The 22,734-nt window shown below is 72.2% G+C and carries 20 protein-coding genes; 15 read left to right on the forward strand and 5 right to left on the reverse strand.

What is annotated here, in order from left to right; translation table 11 throughout:
- Positions 1-140: 140 nt before the first annotated feature.
- From SKED_RS08350 to SKED_RS08375, 6 genes are all read left to right on the forward strand, one after another.
- Positions 141-839, forward strand: coding sequence for a SipW-dependent-type signal peptide-containing protein (locus tag SKED_RS08350; RefSeq protein WP_042437889.1), 699 nt, complete (start codon positions 141-143; stop codon positions 837-839).
- A complete protein-coding gene (locus tag SKED_RS08355) occupies positions 836-1,534 on the forward strand; it encodes a signal peptidase I (RefSeq protein ID WP_012866701.1) in 699 nt (232 codons plus the stop codon). Before SKED_RS08350 ends, SKED_RS08355 begins: the two co-directional genes overlap by 4 nt.
- 52 nt (positions 1,535-1,586) lie before the next feature.
- Complete coding sequence (locus SKED_RS18955; RefSeq protein ID WP_012866702.1) at positions 1,587-2,585, forward strand: hypothetical protein; 999 nt, start codon at positions 1,587-1,589, stop codon at positions 2,583-2,585.
- A complete protein-coding gene (locus SKED_RS08365; RefSeq protein WP_012866703.1) occupies positions 2,582-4,414 on the forward strand; it encodes a choice-of-anchor G family protein in 1,833 nt (610 codons plus the stop codon). The genes SKED_RS18955 and SKED_RS08365 overlap by 4 nt, the downstream gene beginning before the upstream one ends.
- A 540-nt stretch (positions 4,415-4,954) precedes the next feature.
- Positions 4,955-5,530, forward strand: coding sequence for an ECF RNA polymerase sigma factor SigK (gene sigK, locus SKED_RS08370; protein WP_012866704.1), 576 nt, complete (start codon positions 4,955-4,957; stop codon positions 5,528-5,530).
- 16 nt (positions 5,531-5,546) lie between these two features.
- On the forward strand, positions 5,547-6,248 hold the full coding sequence (locus SKED_RS08375) for an anti-sigma factor (protein ID WP_217167965.1): 702 nt from the start codon (positions 5,547-5,549) through the stop codon (positions 6,246-6,248).
- Between the two features lie 678 nt (positions 6,249-6,926).
- On the opposite strand, the gene SKED_RS08380 is transcribed toward SKED_RS08375, so the two are convergent.
- Complete coding sequence (locus SKED_RS08380; RefSeq protein WP_012866706.1) at positions 6,927-7,634, reverse strand: fasciclin domain-containing protein; 708 nt, start codon at positions 7,632-7,634, stop codon at positions 6,927-6,929.
- 229 nt (positions 7,635-7,863) lie between these two features.
- Between SKED_RS08380 and SKED_RS08385 the strand changes: the two genes are divergently transcribed.
- From SKED_RS08385 to SKED_RS08425, 9 genes are all read left to right on the forward strand, one after another.
- Complete coding sequence (locus SKED_RS08385; protein WP_012866707.1) at positions 7,864-9,843, forward strand: cytochrome c biogenesis protein CcdA; 1,980 nt, start codon at positions 7,864-7,866, stop codon at positions 9,841-9,843.
- Positions 9,844-10,136: 293 nt separating this feature from the next.
- Positions 10,137-10,850, forward strand: a complete 714-nt coding sequence (locus tag SKED_RS08390; protein ID WP_012866708.1) for an ANTAR domain-containing protein — start codon at positions 10,137-10,139, stop codon at positions 10,848-10,850.
- Positions 10,847-11,548, forward strand: coding sequence for a GAF and ANTAR domain-containing protein (locus tag SKED_RS08395; protein WP_012866709.1), 702 nt, complete (start codon positions 10,847-10,849; stop codon positions 11,546-11,548). The genes SKED_RS08390 and SKED_RS08395 overlap by 4 nt, the downstream gene beginning before the upstream one ends.
- Before the next feature lie 102 nt (positions 11,549-11,650).
- Positions 11,651-12,574: an SDR family oxidoreductase gene (locus SKED_RS08400; protein ID WP_012866710.1), complete on the forward strand. Its 924-nt coding sequence runs from the start codon at positions 11,651-11,653 to the stop codon at positions 12,572-12,574.
- A 107-nt stretch (positions 12,575-12,681) separates the two neighbouring features.
- Positions 12,682-13,929, forward strand: a complete 1,248-nt coding sequence (locus tag SKED_RS08405; RefSeq protein WP_012866711.1) for a zinc-dependent alcohol dehydrogenase — start codon at positions 12,682-12,684, stop codon at positions 13,927-13,929.
- Positions 13,926-14,975 (forward strand): NAD-dependent epimerase/dehydratase family protein, encoded by a 1,050-nt coding sequence (locus SKED_RS08410; RefSeq protein WP_012866712.1) that lies wholly within the window; start codon positions 13,926-13,928, stop codon positions 14,973-14,975. The genes SKED_RS08405 and SKED_RS08410 overlap by 4 nt, the downstream gene beginning before the upstream one ends.
- Positions 14,976-15,085: 110 nt before the next feature.
- Positions 15,086-15,679, forward strand: coding sequence for a type 1 glutamine amidotransferase domain-containing protein (locus SKED_RS08415; RefSeq protein ID WP_012866713.1), 594 nt, complete (start codon positions 15,086-15,088; stop codon positions 15,677-15,679).
- 184 nt (positions 15,680-15,863) lie between these two features.
- The gene (locus SKED_RS08420) at positions 15,864-17,009 is read left to right on the forward strand and encodes a YihY/virulence factor BrkB family protein (protein WP_012866714.1); all 1,146 of its coding nucleotides are present in this window, start codon (positions 15,864-15,866) and stop codon (positions 17,007-17,009) included.
- 134 nt (positions 17,010-17,143) lie between these two features.
- Positions 17,144-18,619 carry an SDR family oxidoreductase gene (locus SKED_RS08425; RefSeq protein WP_012866715.1) on the forward strand — a complete coding sequence of 492 codons (1,476 nt, stop codon included), beginning with the start codon at positions 17,144-17,146 and terminating at the stop codon, positions 18,617-18,619.
- A gap of 66 nt (positions 18,620-18,685) precedes the next feature.
- Here the strand turns inward: SKED_RS08425 and SKED_RS08430 are convergent, their stop codons facing one another.
- The 4 genes from SKED_RS08430 to SKED_RS18960 form a co-directional block, all read right to left on the reverse strand.
- Entirely contained in the window at positions 18,686-19,672 is a 987-nt protein-coding gene (locus tag SKED_RS08430) for a bile acid:sodium symporter family protein (protein ID WP_012866716.1), read from the reverse strand.
- Positions 19,669-20,439 carry a cysteine hydrolase family protein gene (locus SKED_RS08435; protein ID WP_012866717.1) on the reverse strand — a complete coding sequence of 257 codons (771 nt, stop codon included), beginning with the start codon at positions 20,437-20,439 and terminating at the stop codon, positions 19,669-19,671. The genes SKED_RS08430 and SKED_RS08435 overlap by 4 nt, the downstream gene beginning before the upstream one ends.
- Positions 20,436-22,043: an AtzH-like domain-containing protein gene (locus SKED_RS08440; protein ID WP_012866718.1), complete on the reverse strand. Its 1,608-nt coding sequence runs from the start codon at positions 22,041-22,043 to the stop codon at positions 20,436-20,438. The genes SKED_RS08435 and SKED_RS08440 overlap by 4 nt, the downstream gene beginning before the upstream one ends.
- Before the next feature lie 67 nt (positions 22,044-22,110).
- Entirely contained in the window at positions 22,111-22,734 is a 624-nt protein-coding gene (locus SKED_RS18960) for a pyridoxine/pyridoxamine 5'-phosphate oxidase (RefSeq protein WP_012866719.1), read from the reverse strand.

Genomic DNA, 22,734 nt, shown 5'->3' on the forward strand with positions numbered 1-22,734 from the left:
CCGGGATCGGGCTCGGAGGGGTCACACGGGGTCGGCGCCGACCTAGCGTCGTCGCATGGCCCGCCCGCTGCGGATGCGTGGCCGCTCTTCCGGTGACCAGGGGGCACCGGAAGAGCACCAGACACACGAGGGGGAGCACCATGGCAGGACGTCGGTCGGCACGGGTAGCACGGGGGACCCGGCGGAGCTCGAAGGTCAAGGCGGTGCTCGCCGGTGGTGCGGTGCTCGGCCTCGGGGCCACGGTCACGCTCGCCGCCTGGACGGACACCGAGTGGGTCTTCGCCGGCAACGCCGCCGGTGACGGTCCCGGGCTCGGGACCTCGTCGTTCGAGGTGGAGCAGAACACCACCAACCCGTACGCCGAGGCGACGTACGTGCAGGACGAGACCAACCCGGGTGGCGCTCTCGCCTTCGGTGTCTCGGCCCTGAGCCTGACCCCGGGCGACGCCGTCTACGCCCCGGTCGCCCTCCGCACGGTCGAAGGGTCGATCGCCGGGTCCGTCACCCTCCAGCCGGCCGTGGCTGCGGACGGGATCACGACGACCGACCCGGGCGGCGCGCTCTACGGTGCGCTCACGGTGCGGGTCGCCGTCAGCCCGACGAACACCGTGTGCAACGCCGCCGCCTTCACCACCGGGACGATCGTCGCCACCGGGCCGCTGGCGACCGCCGCTGCCTCGACCAGCCAGCCGCTCGAGGGCGACGGCGACTCCGTCCAGCACTACTGCTTCGAGATCACCCTGCCGGCGTCGCCCACGCTCCCGGGCGGGACCGTGCTCGCCGACCTCCAGGGACGTACCGCGGCACCCGCCTGGAACTTCGCGGCGGTCTCGCAGTGACCGACGCGTCCCGGGCACCGGGACGCGTCCAACAGGTCTGCCTGAACGTCGCCTGCGCCGTCGGCGTCCTGGTGATCGTCTGGTTCCTCCTGTCCGTGCTGCTCGGGTGGTCGCTCGTGCTGTTCAAGACCGGCTCGATGGCGCCGACGTACCCCACCGGCGCTGCCGGGATCGCGGTCCCGGTGGATGCCGAGCAGATCGAGACCGGCGACGTCGTCACCGTGCCCCGGGCCGAGGGGGGCCTGCCGGTGACGCACCGCGTCGTGTCGGTCGACGACCCGGGGACGGGGGACGGCTCCCGCGAGCTCGTGCTCCAGGGCGACGACAACGCGAACCCCGACCGTGAGGTCTACACGGTCACGGAGGCCGACAAGGTGCTCGTCGGGGCCCCCTACGTCGGGTACGCCGTGACCGTCCTCGCCCAGCCGAAGACGCTGGCGATCCTCACCGCGGCGATGGCCGCGCTCACCGTCTGGGTGTTCTGGCCCCGGGCGGAAGACCACGACGAGGACGGGGACGAGCGGCGCGACGAGGACGATGCCGCCGGCTCCGACGGCGGCCTTGCGGTGACGGGCGGCGAGCGGGTCACGGTGGCGGCCGGGAGGAGCGGCGGGCCGACGCGCGCGATGCTGCGGGAGCAGGAGCGCCACCACCGCGGACGACGGGACGGCTCCGGCCGCGAGAGTCCTCGCTGATCGACAGACCGGTGCGACCCGGGGAGGGCGACTGCCAGAGGAGGTGCGAGAGGTGCGAGCGGACGGACGACAGACGGCCCGCGGGTGGACGACGCCCCGCAGGGTCGTCCTCGCCGTCTCCGCCGCCCTCATGATCGTGCTCGGCGTCGTCCTCGCCGCGCAGGCCGACGTGCTCACCGCTCGCCCGCTCGTCGAGGTCCGGGTGGACGGTGTCGACCCGGCGCTCGTGGTCACCTCCGACTGGTCGGCCTCGTCCCTGAAGGAGCTCGCGCCCGGCACGCCGGCCTACTGGCTGGTCGACGCGTGGGTCGTCGGCGTCGAGGGCGCCCGCCTGACGCTGGAGATCCGCAAGGACGGCGAGCTCATGGAGGTACCCCACGGCGTCACGCTCACCGTCGAGCGGTGCGGCGAGCCGTGGGTGGACGTCCCGGAGGACCCTTCCTGCCCTGAGGCGCAGGCGCTGGTCGCCGTCGCGGAGCCCGAGGACGACCTGTCTGCCCAGAGCCCGACGTACTGGGTCGACACGGTCGACACCCGGCAGCCGTCGTACGTGCTGGTCACGATGGCGCTCGCGGACACCCCGGAGGCTCGGGCCGACGAGTCGCTCATGGGGCTCACCGGCATGCTCGGCCTCGGGATCACGGCGGTCGAGGCGATCCCGGGAGAGCCCGGGGAGCCGACGGACCCGCCGACGGAGCAGCCGACCGCCCCGCCCACCGAGGAGCCGCCGGCACCTCCGACGGGGGAGCCGACACCGCCGCCGACCGGCGAGCCGACGGGTGGGCCGACAGGTCCTCCGGGGTCTGTCCCGGGTCCGACCGCGCCGCCCGAGGGGGGAGGGCCGGGTCAGGGGACCCCGGGAGCCGGTCCGGGCCGGCCTGGAGGTCCCGACGGGCTCTCGTCGACCGGGACCGACCTCTCCCTGCTGGTGTGGGCGGCTGGGCTCGCGCTCGTCGTGGGCGGGGTGCTGACGGGCGCGACGGTCGTCGAGGACGGCCGACGTGCTCGACGCCGGTCGACCCGCGAGGGCAGCGGGGGAGGCGCGACGTGACGCCGCCCCGCTCACCTCGTCTCAGCGCGCCGCGCGCCCAGGACCGCCGCTGGCCGCTGCTCGTGGTGTGCGCGGTCGCCTGCGCGCTCGTCGTCGGCGTGGTCCTGCGGGCCGTGCCGTCGCTCGCGTCCTGGACCGACGCCGGGTGGGCGCACGCGACCGTCGGGACCTCGCAGATCCGGTGCGGGACAGACACGAACTTCCGGTCGCACGCCGAGGCCAAGGCGCTCGGCGGGACGCTGCTGTCCACGAACCTCGACACCTTCGCGCCGGCTCGCGGTCTCGACCTCCTCCGCGACCCGGCCGCCGCAGCGGTCCCGACGCCGTCGACCGCTACCGACCTCGGCGTGAACGACGGGGACCCGGCGCTCGACACCTTCGGCAGCCCGCTCGTGGTCTCGGCGCTCTCCGGCGTGCCAGGGCTCAACCTCACCGGCTTCGCAGCAGCGATCCCGGGAGCGCCCGCGGGAGCGCTCAACCAGTACACGCAGGTCTCGACCCGGGGGCAGGCGGTCGCCGCCTCCGGTCTGGTCGACAGCACGGGGGCGGTGCTCGTCGGCAGCGGGGCACCGGTGGTCCCGCTGCCCGCTCCAGCGCGCGTCGACGTCTCGTCGGTGTTCCCCGGGATCACGAACGTGTCGGCCACCCGGCTCGCGGTGGGTGCCACGGCGTCGTCGGCGAGGCTGGACTTCTGCTCGGCGCTGAGCAACCGCATCTGGGGCCCTGGGGCGGTCACCGGGATCACCCGCAGCTACGGCGTCGGGGGGCTCACCCTCGAGGTCGACAGCCCCGCGGTCTCCCGCCTGGTCACCGACGTCAACGCGACGGTCACCGCCCTCGGTACCGCGGTCACGACAGCGTCCGGCATCAACGGCACCGTCGGGCAGGCGGCCTCGACCGCGATGAACGCGACCGCGAGGAACATCTCGACCCAGCTGCTCCCGCAGACGCCAACGGGCAGCGTCACCCTCGGCAACCTCAGCCTCAACGTCACCACGGCCCTCGGGACGCTGCTCACGGCGCCGCTGACCGACGGGCTGGTCACCGTCGACCTCGCCAACGGGCGCGTGACCGCGAACCTCGCGGGACTGCTCGGCAGCAGCACCACGGGGCTCAACAACCTGCCCGCCAACAGCAGGCTCGCACTCGACGGGGCGGCCGCCGCCGCGATCAGCACCCGGGTGGACGCCCTGGTGCAGACGTGGTCCACCCAGGTGACCAACGCCCTGCTGACGGGGATCAGGTCGACCAGCCTCGCGATGGACGTCAACGTGCTCTACCGGATCACCGGGCTCCTCGGGACGGCTGACGTCGCACGGGTCCAGGTGCACCCGTCCGCGACCATCGGCGACTACCTGACCCCGCCGGCGTCCCTCGCCACGACGGTGTACGTGAGCACGGTGAACGCGCTGCTCACCGGGCTCCTCAACGCGCTGGGGCTCAACCTCAACACGATCATCCAGCGGCTCCAGACCGAGGTGCCGCCAGCGGTGGTCGCCCCCGTCGCGACCGCGCTGCGGACCGCCTTCACCGACCGGGTCACGGCGCTGGGCACGACGCTCACGACCTCGCGCGGTGCGCTCGTGACGGCGGTCGGGGCGGTGACCACCCGGATGCCGGCTGCGCTCACGGTCTCCGTCAACGTCCAGCCGGACCAGCCCGGGGCTCCTGCAGGCACGGTGCCGGTCCCGGGGACGCCGCCCTACACGAGCCCCACCTACTCCGTCACAGCGCTGCGCATCGGGCTCGCGACGGCCGGCGCACCGACGGGCTTCGCATACCTGGGCGTCGCGCGCTCGACGGTCGGGCCGGTGACGCAGGTGCGGTGACGCAGACCCGGTGACGGAGACCACCAGAGCGGAACCCCTTGCACCGAGCAGAAGGCCGTGCTACCTTAGACGAAGTCGAGTTCGCTCGGCGCTCTTCGCAGGTGCCTGACAACGGCACGCGGAGTACGACTTCGGTTCGTCTACATGGTGCCAACACCCGTGATTCGACCCGGTTCGGCACATGGCTGCGTGAGTCTGTTGGCTACGGACAGCATGTGAACCGAAGGCACCACACGATGGCTCCCAAGTTTGCCGGGAGCGGTTCAAGCTCAGGGATGAGAACAAAAGCCTGAGCAGGCGTCGTGGTAACAGTTGTTGGACACATGACGTGTCACAGCGGCCCGGCCCCTCAGGGGTCGGGCCGCTGTCGTCTGTCGTGGGGCGGTCAGGAGTCTCCTCCGAGGAGCCCCGGGGAGCTCTCGTCACAGTTCTGCAACATCGACCCATCCGGACGGGCGAGGGCACCGAACCTCTGGTAACCCCGGCGCCGCCGGGGTGTCCGAATCGAACAGAACCCTGAACTGAGGCAGACTAGGCCGCGTGCCGAACCCGAGGACGAGTGAACCCGACGCCATCGACGCGGCGCTGCATGCCTGCGCCAGCGGTGACCCGGCGCTCTTCGCACCCGTCTACGACTCGCTCGCGCCTGCCGCCTACGGAACGGCTCTCGGAGTGCTCCGTGACCCGGACCACGCCGCAGAGGTGACTCAAGAGGTGATGGTCGAGGTGTGGCAGACAGCTGCACGCTTCGACCCCAGCCGTGGGTCCGCCCGGACGTGGGTGGTCACGCTCGCGCGACGTCGTGCCGTAGACAGGGTCCGTTCAGAGCAAGCCCGACGAACCCGTGACCAGAAGGACACGGACCAGAAGGGTGCAGGAGGTGAGTACGACGTGGTTGCCGAGCACGTGGAGCAGCGGCTCGAGGCCGCAGGCGTCCGCAGGTGCCTGGGGTCCCTGACCGACACCCAGCGCGACGCCGTCATGCGCGCCTACTACGGAGACCGTACCTACCGAGAGGTGGCCGAAGACCTCGGCGCCTCCCTCCCGACCGTCAAGAGCCGCATCCGAGACGGCCTCATCCGACTGCGCAACTGCTTGGGGGTGGACCATGGCTGACGAGAGAGACGACCTGATGCCCGAGGGACCCCGGGGCCTCATCGCCCCGTACGTCTTCGACCACGTCGACGACCTCGAGCGGCGCCAGGTCGACCGGCTGGTCGCGACCGACGACGACGCACGACGCGAGCTCGACGAGTTCCGCGAGGTCGTCGCGACCTTCACCGTCGACGAGGCACCGCCCGCGTTCCTGCGTGCCCAGGTGCTCGACACCATCACGCAGCAGCCCCTCAAGGCTGCTCCGGTCACCCAGACCCGTCACCGGCCGACCGCGGCCCGACGACGCTGGGTCAGCCTCGGCGTGGCGGCGGCGGTCGCCGTCGGCATCGCGGTCCCGACGAGCATCGCCGTGCAGTCGCACTCCCAGCAGCAGCAGCTGCAGGCCGAGGCAGCCACGGTCGCCCAGATGATCGCCGACCCCGAGGCCCGCGTGCTGCGGGCACCGGTCGACGGCGGTGGAGAGGTCAGCGCGCTGGTCTCCTCCGACCGCGTGTTCGTCTCCACCAGCGACATGGAGCAGGCAGCCGCCGACAGCGACTACCAGCTCTGGGTGATCGACGCCGACGGCATCAGCTCCGCAGGGCTCATGCGCCCCGAGGACGGGTCGTCGACAGCGCTCGTCGAGGCGGGCGCCGGAGCCACTGTTGCCGTGACGATCGAACCGCGAGGCGGCTCCGAGCAGCCGACCACCGACCCGATCGTCGCCGTCGAGATCTGACACCGCACGCACCACGAGAGCCGGGCACCTCCCTCAGGGGAGGTGCCCGGCTCTTCGTGCGTCCGGACCCGGGTCCGTCTCTGAGGGGGCACGCGGAGACGAGTGCGTCGGCGTGACGTCGGCTGGTCCGAGGGCGATGTCCGGTGGTCTCTGGTGCGAGGGGCCGCGGGTCGGAGAGAGGCACCGGGGACCGTGATCCTCCGGACCGAGGGTTGCTCGTGCTGGTCGCCTGGCTGTGGCGCCGGCGCCACGGGGGAGGGGGAGCTACGTGCTCCAGGTAGCCGCCTCAGGCCGCTCCACGTGGTGCAGTGCAGCCCCGCACCAAGGGTCCCCGTGGCTCACGGACCTCAGGTGGCTCGAGAGGGTCGTCTCGAGGGACACCTCTCGAGGTGTTGAGGGAGGGGATCGGCAGTGGGCGTCGCGACCGCTGGGGAGCGGGTGGACCCTGCAGCAGAGAGGGCACCATGCTGTGCCTGTGCCTGTGCCTGTGCCTGTGCCTGTGCCTGTGCCAGTGCCAGTGCTCGCGCGCGGGCCGGAGCCTGACCGTGGTGAGACGCGTGCAGACGTCGTCGTCCCGGGTCTCCGGGCACAGCAGAAGGGCCCGCTCCCCGGTGGGGGAGCGGGCCCTTCTGCTGAGCGGCCGTGCTGGTGCCGGTGCAGCTGCGCACCAGCCTCAGATCACATCGTCGGCATGAGCACCGAGTCGATGAGGTAGACGGTCGCGTTGGCGGTCACGACGCCACCACAGATGACGTTGGCGTCGTTGACCATGAGCTCGTCGCCGGAGCCGGTGACGTTGACCATGCCACCCTGGACGGTCTCGTGCTCACCGACGATCTCGTCCGGGGTCAGCTGGCCGGGGACCACGTGGTACGTGAGGATCGAGGACAGGGTGTCCGCGTCGGTCTTGAGGCCCTCGATGGTGGCCGGGTCGATCTTCGCGAAGGCGTCGTCGACCGGTGCGAAGACGGTGAACTCGCCACCGTTGAGGGTGTCGACCAGGTCGACGTCAGGGTTCAGCTGGCCGCTGACCGCTGCGGTGAGCGTGGTCAGGAGCGGGTTGTTCGAGGCAGCCACGGCGACCGGGTCGGTCGACATGCCCGTCACGGAGCCGGCGCCGTCCGGGACAGCCTCGGCGTAGGCGGCGCAGCCGGGGCCCACGAGGTTGGACGCGGGGTCCATCATGGCGCCGTCGGTGGCGTCCTCCGTCGCGTCGTCGGTCATCGCGTCGGTGGTGGGGTCGTCCGTCATGGCCGGAGCGTCCGTCGTGGTGCTGGTCGACGGGGTGGTCTCCGCGTTGTCGTCGGAGCTGCAGGCCGAGAGGCCGAACAGGGCCAGGACTGCGACGCTGGTGACTGCGTAGGACTTGCGGGTAAGAACGTTCATCGGTCTCTCCTCAGCTCTGCCGCCCCACCTCTGCGGGGCGTCTCACGATCAGTTCGGAGCCGGGCGGTGGAGTGGATGGGTCGGATCGAGAAGTAATTTTCTCGGCCTCACCACCGCCTCTCCTGTCGCGCGGCACACGGGTAGTTCGGAACGGTCGAGCGGGTGGATGGGTCGACGAGCAATTGTTTCTCGCACCCATCCGGCAGCGCTCCTAGAACGAACCGCTGCCATGGAAACGCTCATTCTCATCGGGCTCATCGGTGGCCTCATCACCGGTATCTCACCGTGCATCCTCCCGATGCTCCCGGTGATCTTCTTCGCAGGAGGTATCCAGGGCGCCCGCCCCGGCTCCGGCGAAGGCACAGACGGGTCGTCGGCAGCCGCCGGCGAGGGCTCGTCATCAGCTGCTCCCTCCGCCTCTCTCTTCGCAGGAGCGCCTGGCGCCGTCCGGATCGACGGTCGCGGCAACGTCGCCGTCGCCGACCGGCCCAAGGCCGGCACCGGGGGAGACTCCGTCAGCCTCTCCGGGGGCAAGAACGGCAAGGGCGGCAAGAGCACGGCCGGTGACAAGCCGGTCAAGGAGGTCTCGGCGCGCCGCAAGTCGCTGCGCCCCTACCTCGTCATCTCGGGGCTCGTCGTGAGCTTCAGCTTCTTCACCCTCCTCGGGTCCCTGATCCTCAACGCGCTGGGCCTGCCTCAGGACCTGCTGCGGTGGGTCGGGCTGTCGCTGCTGGCGATCATCGGTGTCGGGATGATCGTCCCGCGCCTCGAGGAGATCATCGAACGACCGTTCCAGCGCATCGCAGCAATGGGTGCACGGCGCGGTTCGGCGCGACAGGACCGCGGGGCCTTTCTCCTCGGCCTGGGCCTCGGGGTCCTGTACGTGCCGTGTGCTGGTCCGGTCCTGGCGGCGATCACCGTCGCCGGTGCGACCGGGAACATCGGGGCTGACACCGTCGCCCTGACCGTCTCCTTCGCGGTGGGTGCGGCCATCCCGCTGCTGATCTTCGCGCTGGCAGGCCGTCGGGTCGCCGAGCGGGTCGGTGCCTTCAAGCGCCACACCAAGGGCATCCGCATCTTCGGTGGCGTCACCATGATCCTGCTCGCGATCGGCCTGGCCTTCAACCTCCCGCAGTACCTGCAGCGAGCGCTGCCGGACTACACGGGCTCGCTCCAGTCGCAGATCAACGAGTCGGACACCGTCCAGGAGGCCCTCGACCTCGGTGGCCTGGTCACCGACGAGAACCGCCTGCTGTCCAACTGCACCAACGGCGCCTCCGAGCTCGAGAGCTGTGGTCCGGCTCCCCAGCTGAGCGGCATCAACAACTGGTTCAACACCCCGGGCGACGAGGCGCTGAACCTCTCCGACCTCAAGCAGGAGGGCAAGGTCGTCCTCGTCGACTTCTGGGCCTACTCCTGCATCAACTGCCAGCGCGCGATCCCTCACGTGAACGCCTGGTACGACCAGTACAAGGACGTCGGCAAGGGCTTCGAGGTCATCGGTGTCCACACCCCGGAGTTCGCCTTCGAGCGTGAGACCCGCAACGTGGTCGCCGGAGCTGAGCAGCTCGGTGTGACCTACCCGGTCGCCCAGGACAACGCGTACTCGACCTGGACCAAGTACCGGAACCGCTACTGGCCCGCGCAGTACCTCATCGACTCGGACGGGACCGTCCGCCACATCCGCTTCGGCGAGGGTGGCTACGAGAACACCGAGAAGCTGGTCCGTGAGCTCCTCGAGCAGGCCAACCCGGGCGTCGAGCTCCCCGCGGAGACGACCGTCGACGACGGCACCCCGCAGGACGCGACCACCCCGGAGACGTACTTCTCGTCCACGAAGGTCGTCAACTACTCGGGTGAGCAGGACTACAAGTCCGGCGACTTCACGGTCAACCCTGACCAGCCGAAGGACACCTTCTCTCTCGGTGGGTCCTGGACCCTGGACCCGCAGGGTGCCACGGCAGCCGCGGACGGCGCGGCCGTCCAGCTCGCCTACTCGGGCACCAACGTCTTCACCGTCCTCGGCGGCGAGGGCACCGTGAAGGCCACGGTCAAGGACGCCGACGGCAAGGTCGTCGAGACCAAGGACATCAAGGTGACGGGCAACCCGAACCTCTACCCGGTCCTCGAGGGTGACGCGGCGACCACGGGCACCGTGGAGCTCGAGCTCCCCCAGGACGTCCAGGTCTTCACCTTCACCTTCGGGTGACCGACCGGCCGCCGCCCCTCGTGGGCGGCGGCCCTCAGACCGGCGCACGGTGGTCGAGACCTCACCCCCCTCCGGGGTCTCGGCGGCCGTCCGCCTCACGTCAGTCCAGGCCCGGGTGCACCAGCACCCGGGCCTGGCTGCGTCGCGCGGCCCGATCCCACCCGCCCCCACCCTTGCGGCTGCACGAGGCATAGAGTTGACTCGTGGATCGCGGCCGACGGTCGCCTGACGCACCGGCCAGGTCTCCCGACGTGGTTGCTCGACCCGCCAGAGACGACGACAGGAGGGCACGCGTGACCAACGACGTCAGCGTGCTCGCCGAGCTCGCCCTGCACATCGCCCGGCTCCCTCCGGAGCAGCCGCTGCCGCTGCGCCTGTGCTCTGCCGGCGCGACGCTCCTCGGCGCCGAGGGCGGGGCCGTGACCCTCACCGCGACACCGGGCGCGCCCTACGTGCTGGCCACCACGGACACCGTCGCCGAGCGCATCGAGTCGCTCCAAGAGGTCCTGGGCCTGGGCCCGCGGCACGAGGCCCACCAGACCAGGCGACCGGCGTCGCTCGACGTCGGAGTCGCCCCGGACGCGCCGTCCTCCCTGGCCCAGGAGGTCCGCGAGGCGGTCGGTGAGGTGCGTGTCCACTCCTACCCGATGGTCGTCTCGGGCTCCGTGCTCGGCGTCTTCAGCGTGCACCTCGCCGCCGGGGTGACGCTGTCGCGCGACGACGACGAGGCGATGGTCGTCGCCGCGATCATCGGCGGGGCGCTGCTGCGCGACGTCGACGAGGAGTCGTCGTCGATGCTCAGCGGCTGGCCGGCCCGGGCCAAGATCCACCAGGCGACCGGCATGGTGATCGCCCAGCTCAAGGTCTCCCCGGACGACGCGCTGATCCTCATCCGCGCACACGCGTACGCTCAGGGGACTACAGTCGCTGCGGTCGCGTCGGCACTGGTCGAGCGGCAGCTGGTCTTCAGCCTCGACGACACCTCGACGGGAGATGACGCACGGTGAAACCCCAGAGCTCGGCCCAGGCTATCGCGGAGGCCACCTCCTTGCTGGTCGCCGACCATGACGTGTCTGACCTGCTGTCCCGGCTGCTCCGCGACTGCACCGCGTTCCTGCCCGTGGTCGGGGCCGGCATCCTCGTGCGGGACGTCACCGGCAACCTCGAGCTGCTCAGCACGACCTCGCACACCGCCACCCAGCTCGAGATCTACCAGGAGCTGCACGAGTCCGGACCGTGCGTCGAGGTGATCGCCGAGGGCGTGGCGCTGTCCGTGGTCGGTGCCGACGCTCTCGTGGACCGCTGGCCCGTGGTGGGCGAGCTGTTCACACGCTCGGGCATCACCGCCGCGCACGCCTTCCCCATGGTCTGGCGCGGCAAGGCCATCGGTGGTCTCAACCTGTTCAGCACCACTCCACAGCGGCTCACCGCCGACGAGCGTGTCCTCGCGCAGAGCCTGGCCGACCTCGCGACCATCGCGCTCGCGCGCAGCGGCGTGCTCTCGGACGACGACCTGCACGAGCGCATCCAGAGCGTCCTCGAGCAGCGGGTCGTCGTCGAGCAGGCGAAGGGCGTGGTCGCGGTCGTCGAGGACATCGACCTCGGCGAGGCCTTCGACCGTCTGGTCGCCCTCTCCGACGCGCGCGGCGAGACGCTCGCGCAGGTCGCGGCCGAGGTCATCGCCTCCGCGCAGCACCGGGCCTGAGCGGCTCGCGAGAGTCACCGTCCACAGCGGTCCAGATGCGAGGTGGCCGCCCGGCGCGCACAGTGGGACGACCCCACCACAGCACTCCGGAGGTCTCCCCGCATGACGTCTGACAGCACCCAGCCCACCGGCTCGCACGACCAGCTCACCTTCCAGGACCCGGTGACCCGGTACGAGGCGATCGAGCCGCCGGCCGAGAAGAAGCCCGAGCCGGGCCTCGACTCCGAGCTCACCCCGAAGGCTGACCTCGGCGAGCACACCTACCGCGGCACCGGCCGGCTGCAGGGCCGCAAGGCGCTCGTCACCGGGGGAGACTCCGGGATCGGCGCGGCGACCGCGATCGCCTTCGCCCGCGAGGGCGCCGACGTCGCGATCGCCTACCTCCCGGTCGAGCAGTCCGACGCGGAGAACATCGTCCGCATCATCGAGGAGGCCGGGCGCACCGCCGTCGCCCTCCCCGGGGACCTCATGGACCCTGAGTACACCGCCGGGCTGGTCCGGGCGGCGGTCGACGGCCTCGGTGGCCTCGACATCCTGGTCAACAACGCGGGCAAGCAGATGGCGGTCGAGTCCATCGAGGACCTCACGGACGAGCAGATCACCGAGACGTTCACGATCAACATCGAGGCCATGATCCGCCTGTCCCGTGACGCCGCGACGGTCCTGCCCGCCGGGTCGGCGATCATCAACTCGACGTCGATCCAGGCGTACACCCCGTCGCCGAACCTGATCGACTACGCCTCGACGAAGGCCGCGATCAACAACTTCACCAAAGGGCTCGCGCAGCAGCTCGCCCCGAAGGGGATCCGCGTCAACGCGGTCGCCCCCGGACCGATCTGGACGCCGCTGCAGCCCACGGGTGGTCAGCCCGCCGACGCCATCCCGGAGTTCGGCCACCAGACGCCCCTCGGCCGTGCCGGTCAGCCGACCGAGCTCGCCCCCGCTTACGTGTTCCTGGCCTCGCCCGAGTCCAGCTACGTCCTCGGGGAGACCCTCAACGTCAACGGTGGCACGCCCTCGCCGTGACCTGACGTCTCTGCGCGGGCGGCGCCTCGTCGAGGTGCCGCCCGCGCAGAGCACCACCACCGGCGAGGCCGACCGCGGCCTCCCGTCGACGACAGCAGGAGGCCACCGTGCGCGCACTCACCTGGCAGGGACGCGAGAACGTCAGCGTCGAGACCGTCCCCGACCCCACCATCATCGAGCCGACCGACGCGGTCATCAGGGTCACCTCGACCGCCGTGTGCGGGTCCGACCTGCACCTGTACAGCGTCCTCGGTGCGTTCATCGACCCCGGCGACGTCCTCGGGCACGAGCCCATGGGCATCGTGGAGGCGGTGGGACCCGAGGTCACGCACATCGCCCCGGGGGACCGCGTGGTGGTGCCGTTCAACATCTCCTGCGGGCGGTGCTTCATGTGCACCCGGGGGTTCCAGTCGCAGTGCGAGACCACCCAGGTCCGGGCGCAGGGCAAGGGTGCTGCGCTCTTCGGCTACACCAAGCTGTACGGCCAGGTGGCCGGTGGTCAGGCCGAGTACCTGCGCGTCCCGCAGGCCCACTACGGTCCCATCAAGGTCCCCGACGACGGAGCCCCGGACGAGAAGTACCTCTACCTCTCCGACGTCGTCCCGACGGCATGGCAGGCCGTGGACTACGCGCAGGTCCCGGACGGAGGCTCCGTGACGGTCCTGGGCCTCGGCCCGATCGGCCAGATGGCCGCCCGCATCGCACGCCACCGTGGAGCAGAGCAGGTGATCGGCGTGGACCTCGTCCCCGAGCGCCTCGCCATGGCCCGCCGGCACGGCATCGAGGTGATCGACCTCCGCGAGGTCGACTCCGTCCCCGACGCGGTCCGGGCCCTCACGCACGGTCGTGGCACGGACTCCGTGATCGACGCCGTCGGCATGGAGGCCCACGGGTCACCGGTGGGCAAGGCCGCGCAGGCCGCCGCAGGCCTGCTCCCGGACGCCCTCGCCCGGCCGCTCGTCGAGAAGGCCGGCATCGACCGGATGGCGGCCCTGCACACGGCGATCTCCACGGTCCGCCGCGGGGGCACCGTCTCGATCTCCGGGGTGTACGGAGGCGCGGTCGACCCCATGCCCCTCATGGAGATGTTCGACAAGCAGGTCACCCTGCGCATGGGGCAGGCGAACGTCCACCGGTGGACCGACCAGGTGCTGCCGCTGGTCTCCGACGACTCCGACCCGCTCGGCGTCCTCGACCTGCGCACGCACCGCGTCGCCCTCGAGGACGCGCCCGCCGCCTACTCGACGTTCCAGAAGAAGGAGGACGGCTGCATCAAGGTCGTCCTCGACCCCACCCTCCCGGCAGACGCCGCGCCCTCGACCCTCGACGCCACGACGGTCAGGACCACCGCATGAGGGTGGTGGTGGTCGGTGGGAGCGGCAATGCCGGGACGGGAGTGCTGCGGGCCCTGCACGACGCACCGGAGATCACCGCGGTCGTCGGGGTCTCGCGTCGGCGCCCGGACCTGACGAGCGATCCGTTCCGCGGGACGGAGTGGGTCCAGCGGGACGTCGCGCTCGGCGACGGCACCCGGGACGCCGCGCTGGTCGACGACCTCGCAGGAGTCTTCGCCGGGGCCGACGCCGTCGTGCACCTCGCCTGGCTCATCCAGCCCAACAGGGACCGCGACCTGCTGCGGCGCACCAACGTCGACGGGACCCGGACCGTGGCCCGCGCCGCTGCCGCTGCAGGGGTCCCGCAGCTCGTGGTCGCGTCGTCCGTGGGGAGCTACGCTCCCGTGCACGACGACGTCCTGCGCGACGAGTCGTGGAGCACCAGCGGCGTCCCCACCTCCCACTACAGCGTCGACAAGGTGGCCCAGGAGCGCGTGCTCGACGACGTCGAGGCCGCACATCCCGAGATGGTCGTCACCCGGCTGCGCCCCGCACTGATCTTCCAGCCCGAGGCCGGCGCCGAGATCGCCCGGTACTTCCTCGGGCCGCTCGTCCCGCGCCGGGCGCTGCGACCCGGGCTCCTGCCGGTCGTCCCCTTCCCCGGCGGGCTGCGCCTGCAGGCCGTGCACGCCGACGACCTCGGCCGCGCCTACCTGGCCGCCCTGCTGCACCGGGACCAGGCGCGCGGCGCCTTCAACGTCGCCCACGACCAGGTGCTCCGCGCCGACGACGTCGCCGCGGTCCTCGACCACGGCAAGTCCTTCGGCGTCCCTCCGGCCGCCCTGCGCACCCTCCTGGCGGTCGCCTACGACCTGCGCCTGGTCCCGACCGACCCCGGCTGGCTGGACATGGCCATGGGGGCTCCGCTCATGAGCACCGAGCGGGCACGGACACGCCTCGGCTGGCAGCCGCGGCACAGCGCCGCCGACTCCCTGGCCGACCTGCTGCACGGGCTCGCGAGCGGGGAAGGGCTCGACAGCCCGCCGCTCCGACGGTCACGGACCTGAGTCGACGAACCCGAGGTCACACCGCCCAGCCACCCTCCCCGGTTGTGCGTGACCGAGATCCGCATATCGTCGAAGGACACCCCAGCACCGCCCCCGAGAGGAGCACCACCATGACCTCCGACACGACCTCCCACCAGACGCCCGACCTCACCGGCCGCCGCGTCCTCGCCGTCGTCACCACCTACGGCGTCGAGCAGGACGAGCTCGTCGTCCCGCTCGAGCACCTGCGTGCCGCGGGCGCCCACGTCGACGTCGCAGCACCCGAGCGGGGCACGGTCGAGACCCTCGTCGGCGACAAGGACCCCGGTCGCCCGGTCGAGGCAGACCGGGCCCTCGGCGACCTCACCGACGCAGACCTCGACTCCTACGACCTGCTGCTCGTCCCCGGGGGCACCATCAACGCCGACGCCCTGCGTCTGGAGGAGAAGGCCGTCGCCGCCGTGGGCACCTTCGCACGCTCCGGTCGCCCGGTCGCCGCGATCTGCCACGGACCGTGGCTCGTGGTCGAGGCAGGCCTCGCCACCGGCAAGACGCTCACCTCGTACCCGACGCTGCAGACCGACGTCCGCAACGCCGGTGGCACCTGGCAGGACCAGTCGGTGGTGAGCGACCCGACCGACGGCTGGACCCTCGTGACCTCGCGCACCCCGGACGACCTCGACGACTTCCTCCGGGAGGTCGACGCGGCACTCGCCGCTCGCTGAGCACGCCACGCCCGCAGAGGGCACCGCCCGCACAGGGCGCCGGCGGCTGTGGACGGTCCCCTCACGGGCGCCGTCCACAGCCGTTCCTGTTGTGCGCAGCGGACGAGGGCCTAGGTTCGGAGCAGTGCCGGACGCCTCAGCCCGGCGGCTGACGGACCGCGCGCGACCCCACGACGGAGGACCCATGCCTGCAGACACCCGCCCCGGACAGGACAGGGCTGCTGAGACGGCCGGGTCCGAGCACCCGGACTCGCCGGTCGACCTGACCGAGCGGTCGTGGAGGCTGGTGCTCCGCTCGACGGCCCGCCAGTTCACCCGCGACCAGTGCCTCGACCTGGCCGCCGCGCTCACCTACTACGCCGTGCTGGCGTCCGCGCCGGCGCTCCTCGCGCTGGTCTCGATCCTCGGGCTCGTCGGCGACGGCGGCGCCCTCGTCGAGGACGTGCTCGGCATCGTGTCGTCGGTCCTGCCCGCCGAGACCATGGCGACCGTCGAGCCGCTCGTCGACCAGGTCGCGAGCCAGTCCTCCGGTGCGGGCCTCGCCCTCGTCATCGGCCTCGCGGGGGCGTTGTGGTCCGCCTCCGGCTACGTGGGCGCCTTCGGGAGGGCGCTCAACCGGGTCTACGAGATCGAGGAAGGCCGGCCGGTGTGGAAGCTGCGCCCGGCCAACCTGCTCATCACCCTCGTGGTGGCTGTCGGCGCCGCGCTCGTCGTGGTCGCGCTCGTGCTGTCCGGAGGCGTCGCCCAGGCGGTCGGTGACACGATCGGTCTCGGCAGCGTCGCCCTGACGGTGTGGAGCGTCGCGAAGTGGCCCGTCGTGCTCCTCGTGGTCATCGGCATGGTCGCCCTGCTCTACCACTCGACGCCGAACGTGAGGCAGCCGAGGTTCCGCTGGCTGAGCGTCGGGGCGCTCGTCGCGATCCTCGTCTGGGCCGTCGCCTCCGCCGGGTTCGGCGTGTACGTCGCGACCCTGGGGTCCTACGGCTCCACCTACGGGACGCTCGGGACGGTCATCGTGTTCCTGCTGTGGCTGTGGATCACCAACCTCGCGCTGCTCTTCGGGGCCGAGCTCGACTCCGAGCTCGAGCGCGGCCGCGAGCTGCAGTCGGGCCTCCCCGCGGAGGAGACGCTCCAGCTGCCCCCGCGTGACGCACGCGGGATCGAGAAGCGCGCGGCGAAGACCGCCGAGGCCGTCTCCGAGGGCCGCGCGATCCGGCTCGAGGCGCAGCGGCAGGGACGTCACAGCGACGAGACGGGGCCGGCAGCCGAGGGCTCACGGCCTGACGGCGACGAGGACGGCCTCGACGACGGACCCACGCCGCGGCACTGACAGGCACTGACAGGCACTGACGAGACACCGACGGGTCACCGAGGAGGCACCGACGGCACACCGACGGGTCACCGCGCCACCTCCGGGCGCCGCCACCCCGCGCGTGGACCACCACCCGTACCTACGATCAGACGATGACCTCTCCCACCCTCGTCCTCGTGACCGGCGCGACCGGATACATCGGCGGCAGGCTCGTCCCACGCCTCCTCGCGCAGGGCTTCGCCGTCCGCGTGCTGGTCCGCACCCCCTCCAAGCTCGACGGCGTCCCGTGGCACGACCAGGTCGACGTCGTCGAGGGCGACCTCAGCTCCGCCGAGGACACCGAGCGGGCCTTCCAGGGCGTCCACACCGTCTTCTACCTCGTCCACTCGATGGGGTCGGGGTCCGACTTCGAGGAGCAGGAGCGCGAGACCGCCCGGCTCGTCGCCACGGCGGCCGAGCGGGCGGGCGCCTCGCGCCTCGTGTACCTGGGCGGGCTGCACCCCGAGGGCGTCGAGCTCTCGACGCACATGCGCTCGCGGACGGCCGTCGGCAAGGTGTTCCTCGACAGCGCCGTCCCCGCGATCGTGTTCCAGGCCGGGGTGGTCATCGGGTCCGGGTCGGCGTCCTTCGAGATGATCCGTCACCTCACCGAGAACGTGCCGCTCATGCCGGCGCCGAGCTGGGTGCAGAACCGGATCGAGCCGATCGCCGTGCGCGACGTGCTGCACTACCTCGTGCACGCCCCGCTCGTGGACGCCGACGTGAACCGGACCTTCGACATCGGGTCGCGGGACGTCCTGACCTACGCGGCTCTCATGTACGGGTACGGCTACGAGGCCGGCCTGCCGCACCGTCGCATCTACGCCCTCCCGATCCCGGCGCCGATGCTCGCCGGGTGGTGGGTCGCCCTCGTGACCCCGATCCCGCACTCGATGGCCGTACCGCTGGTGCAGTCCCTCCAGCACGACGCCGTGGCCCAGGAGCACGACGTCGACGACGTGATCGCACCGCCCGCCGCCGGCCTGACGGACTACCGGCACGCCGTGCGCCTGGCGCTGAGCAAGATCGAGGACGGCGTCGTCGAGACCTCGTGGACGGGCGCGTCGTCGGGGAAGCCGTACGAGCCGCTGCCGAGCGACCCCGACTGGGCGGGCCGGACGGTCTACGTCGACGACAGGTCCCGCACCGGTGACGCCCCGCCCGCGGCGGTGTGGAAGGTCATCGAGGGCATCGGCGGCGACAACGGCTGGTACTCGCTGCCGGCCGCCTGGGTGATCCGCGGTCTCGCGGACAAGGTGCTCGGGGGAGCCGGGCACAACCGTGGCCGTCGCAACCCCAAGACCCTCGTGGTGGGCGACGCGGTCGACTGGTGGCGCGTCGAGCACCTCGAGCCCGGCCGCCAGCTGCGGCTGCGTGCCGAGATGCTCGTCCCGGGCGAGGCGTGGCTCGAGCTCACGGCCGAGCCGGAGGGCACGGGGACGCGGTACCGCCAGCGTGCGATCTACTTCCCGCGGGGGCTCTTCGGCAAGGCCTACTGGTGGGCGGTGTGGCCCTTCCACGGTCTGATCTTCCCGTCGATGGCCCGCAACATCCTGGCCCGCGCGGCACGGGACGCCGAGCAGGGCTGAGCAGAGGCCCGGCATCGACAGCGGCAGCCTGCGCCCTGCTGCCCGCCGCTGTGCCCTGGCCGGGGCTCAGGGGCGGGCGGGCTCCGGCTCGGCCGCGTCGCCCATGCGCCGCGCGATGACGGCGCAGACGATGAGCTGGATCTGGTGGAAGATCATCAGGGGCAGCACCATGAAGCCGATGGTCGCGGCCGGGAGCAGCACGGTGGCCATCGGGACGCCGCTCGCGAGGGACTTCTTGGACCCGCACATGAGCAGCACCACACGGTCCGCCCGGCTGAAGCCGAAGCGCTTGCCCGCGAAGGTCGTCAGGCCCAGGACGGCTGCGAGCAGCAGACAGCACAGGACGGCGACGGCGACGATCGAGCCGACGTCGACCGTCGTCCAGATCCCGTCGACCACGCCGTGGCTGAAGGCCGCGTAGACGACGAGCACCACGGACCCGCGGTCGGTGAGGGTCGTGACCCGCTTGTGCCGCAGCACGAAGGGCGCCAGCCAGCGCCGCAGCAGCTGCCCCGCCACGAAGGGGGCCAGCAGCTGGAGCCCGATCTTGCCGATCGAGTCGGCCGAGAAGCCCACCGTCCCGCCGAGCAGCCCCGCGACCAGCAGCGGTGTGAGGAGCACGCCGGCGAGGTTGGAGAACGACGCGGCGACCACGGCGCCGGCGACGTTGCCGCGGGCGATCGAGGTGAAGGCGATCGACGACTGGACGGTCGAGGGCAGCAGCGTGAGGAACAGCAGGCCGAGCTTGAGGTCGGTCGGCACGACCGACGACGGCACGAGCTGCATCGCGAGGCCGAGCAGCGGGAACACCACGAAGGTGACCGCGAGCACCGACCCGTGCAGCCGCCAGTCCCGGAGCGCGTTGACGGCCTCCTTGGTGGGCAGCCGCACGCCGTAGAGGAAGAACAGCCAGCCGACCGCGATCACCACGGCGACGTCGAGGCCCTCGGCGGCCTGCCCCCGGACGGGGAAGAAGGACGCGACGGCGACCGCGAGGAGCAGCGAGACGATGAACAGGTCGATCCGCGCGACGAGGCGCCGTACAGCGCTCATCCGGTGATCGAGCCGAGCAGGAGGGAGGTGAGGGTGGTGAACCCGAAGCACTGACGCACGTTGTACATGGTCGCATCTGTGCAGAACTGGGGTGACGTCGTCCCGCAGGCGTCCTCGAGCAGCACGACGTCGTAGCCGATGTTCGCGGCGTCCACGAGGCTCGCGTAGACGCACTGGTCGACGTTGACGCCGGCGAACAGCAGCGTGTCGACGCGCAGCCCGCGCAGCACGGAGTCGAGCGGGGTGTCGACGAAGCCGCTCATGCGGACCTTGTCGACGTGCACGTCCTCGGGTGCGACCACCGCGGCGAGCTCGTCGACGAGCGCGGCGGCCCACGACCCGGCCTCGAGCACGGGCGACCCGGCGGCGTTGCTCGGCGAGCCGATGCCGACGCCGGTGCCCGCGGGGTCGTAGACGTGCAGCACGCCCGGTGGGAGCCCGGCCCGGTCGGGACGGGCGCCCCACGACACCCACACGACCGGTACGCCCGCCGACCTCAGCGCCGGGACCGCCTCGACCAGCACGTCGATCGGCGCGCGCGCCGGCGTCACGTCGACGCCGATCCCGGCCAGCCAGCCGTCGGGGTGGCAGAAGTCGTTCTGCATGTCGACGACCACCAGGGCCGTGCGCGCCAGGTCGACGGTGAGGTGCTGCGGGAGGGCCTCGACGTCGACGGGACGTGGTCGCGGCACGGGGCGTCGCAGGTCGACGTGGGTGGCCGAGAGCCCCCAGGCGTCCCTGCCGGTCAGGGGGGTGGCGGTGCTCACAGGGTTCCTCCGGTGGCGAGGTCGACGAGGGTGCGGTCCTGGCCCGGCGCGGCGACCAGGCACAGACCGACGGGGAGAGAGCCCACGCGTGGCGTGGGCACGGAGAGGGCGGGCAGGCCGCCGAGGCTCGCGAGGCAGGTCAGCCGCAGCGTGGCGGCGCGCGTCAGGTCGATCTCGGCGGGGCCTGCGTCGGTGCGAGGTGCGACGCTCGACGTGCTGGGCAGCGCCAGGACGGTGCCGTGCGGCAGCAGCCGGGCGAGCGTCGTGCGTGCCTGGGTGATCGTGGCTTGGGCCCGGGCGACGTCTGTCTCGGTGACGGCCGAGCCGGCGAGGAACCTCTCCTCGACCGCCGGCTCGAAGGCCCCGGGGTGCGCCTGGACGAAGGCACCGTGGGTCTCCCACGCCTCGGCCTGCTGCAGCGTGCGGAAGGCGGCGAACCACGACTCGAGGGCGCCCGGGCCGACCTCGCCGGCGGTCTCGACGGGGATGCCGGTCCGCACGGAGAGCGCGAGCAGCGCGGCCTCGACCGCGAGCCGCACGTCCGGCTCGGCGAGCTCCAGCAGCGCGGGGACCACGACCAGCCGGTCCACCGTGGTGACGTCCTGCTCGGGCAGCAGCGTCTCGACCGCCGAGGCGAGGAGCGGCCCGCCGCGGGTGAGGACGCCGACGGTGTCGAAGGACGGCGCGAGGCCCACCAGACCGGCGCGCGAGACGGCGTCGTGCGTGGTCCGCAGCCCGTAGAGCCCGCAGTAGGACGCCGGCACGCGGACCGAGCCCGCGGTGTCGGTGCCCAGGGCCAGGTCCGCGAGACCTGCGGCCACGGCGGCGGCCGGGCCGCTCGTGGACCCTCCGGTGATCCGGCCCGGTGCTGCGGCGTTGGGCGGCGTGCCGTGGTGGACGTTCGTCCCGGCGAGGGAGAAGGCGAGCTCGTCCGTGTGGGCGACGCCCTCGACGTGCGCCCCCGCGGTGAGAAACGAGGTCAGGGCCGCCGCGTCGACGGTCTCGACCTCGGCCTGCGCCAGCCATGCCGGGTTGCCGGCCCCGGTGCGCTGACCGGCGACAGCGAAGAGGTCCTTGACCGCGATGCCGACGCCCGCCAGCGGCAGGCCACGCGCCACGCTCGGGACGTCCGCCCGGCCGGCGGCCGAGGTGCCGTGCTCGAGGTCTGCCGGGGCCACCCGCCACACGGCGCCCAGGTCGGCGTCCGCCGGGAGCGACGGGGCCGGCGCCGGGGGAGCGGAGGACACGTGCGCCGTCATGACGGTCCAGCGGCCCTCGGCGCGTCGCCACACCTGCGTCTGCACCCCGGTGCTGCCGTCCGGACGCACCGACTCGGCGACCATCACCGTCACGACGGGGTTGCGGTGCACGTCAGAGCTCACGTCCTGCACGTGCACCCGCTCCAGCCACCGGCGCGGTGCCGCCGGCCTGCCGGCCCGGAACGCCGAGATGTGCCCGTGGCCCACGAGCGTCGCGCCACCGTCCGACCGCACGGTCTCGGACGAGTCCTCGAAGAGCTCGTCGAGCACCTCGACGTCCCCGCCCATGAGGGCGTCCTCGTAGCGGGCGAAGGCACGGAGCAGGTCGTCGTGCGGAGCGGTCATGAGGGTCCTCCAGGTGGGCACAGGTCAGGGGAGCGAGCGAGCGGGGCGGCGACGCCGGGGCAGCCGCCTAGGGCAGGATCTCCGTCGCCGTCCAGGTCCCGTCCGCAGCTCGGTCGAACCGGGTCTTGCGTGCCGCGAGCTCAGGCCCGACGCCCTCCCACAGGTCCACCCGGGTGGCCGAGAAGTCGACCGTCGTCCACGACGGCGGCATCGGGAGCGGTTCCTGCCGCTGCGCGTGCACCGCGACCCGAGCGGCCACCAGGTCTGCCGGCGCGGCGACGTCGGCCGACACCACCTCCTGGTCTGCCTGCCCGCCACCCGCCTCGCGCAGCACGTCGTCGTAGGCCCACGCCACCAGCCGCAGCTGCCGGGGGCGTGTCCCGTACGCCGCCACCGACTCCTCGACCGCGGCCTCGCGCGCCGTCCCGTGCAGCACCGCCTGGCGTCCCGTCTCCGGCCAGAAGAACACGCAGGCCGACCTCGGGTCGTGCCGCAGGTCTCGCGTCTTGGCCGTCGGCGACGAGCTGTGGAACCGCACACCCTCGGCACCGACCCGCGTGCTGAGGACCGTCCGTGCCTGCGGCGCACCCGACGCGTCGACCGTCGAGAAGGTCAGCGTCCGTGGGCTCGGCGAGCCGGCCTCCTCGGCCTCGGTGATCCACCGCGCCAGCGTCGTCATCGGGTCGAGCAT

It is taken from the genome of Sanguibacter keddieii DSM 10542 (genome assembly GCF_000024925.1).
Lineage (GTDB): Bacteria > Actinomycetota > Actinomycetes > Actinomycetales > Cellulomonadaceae > Sanguibacter > Sanguibacter keddieii.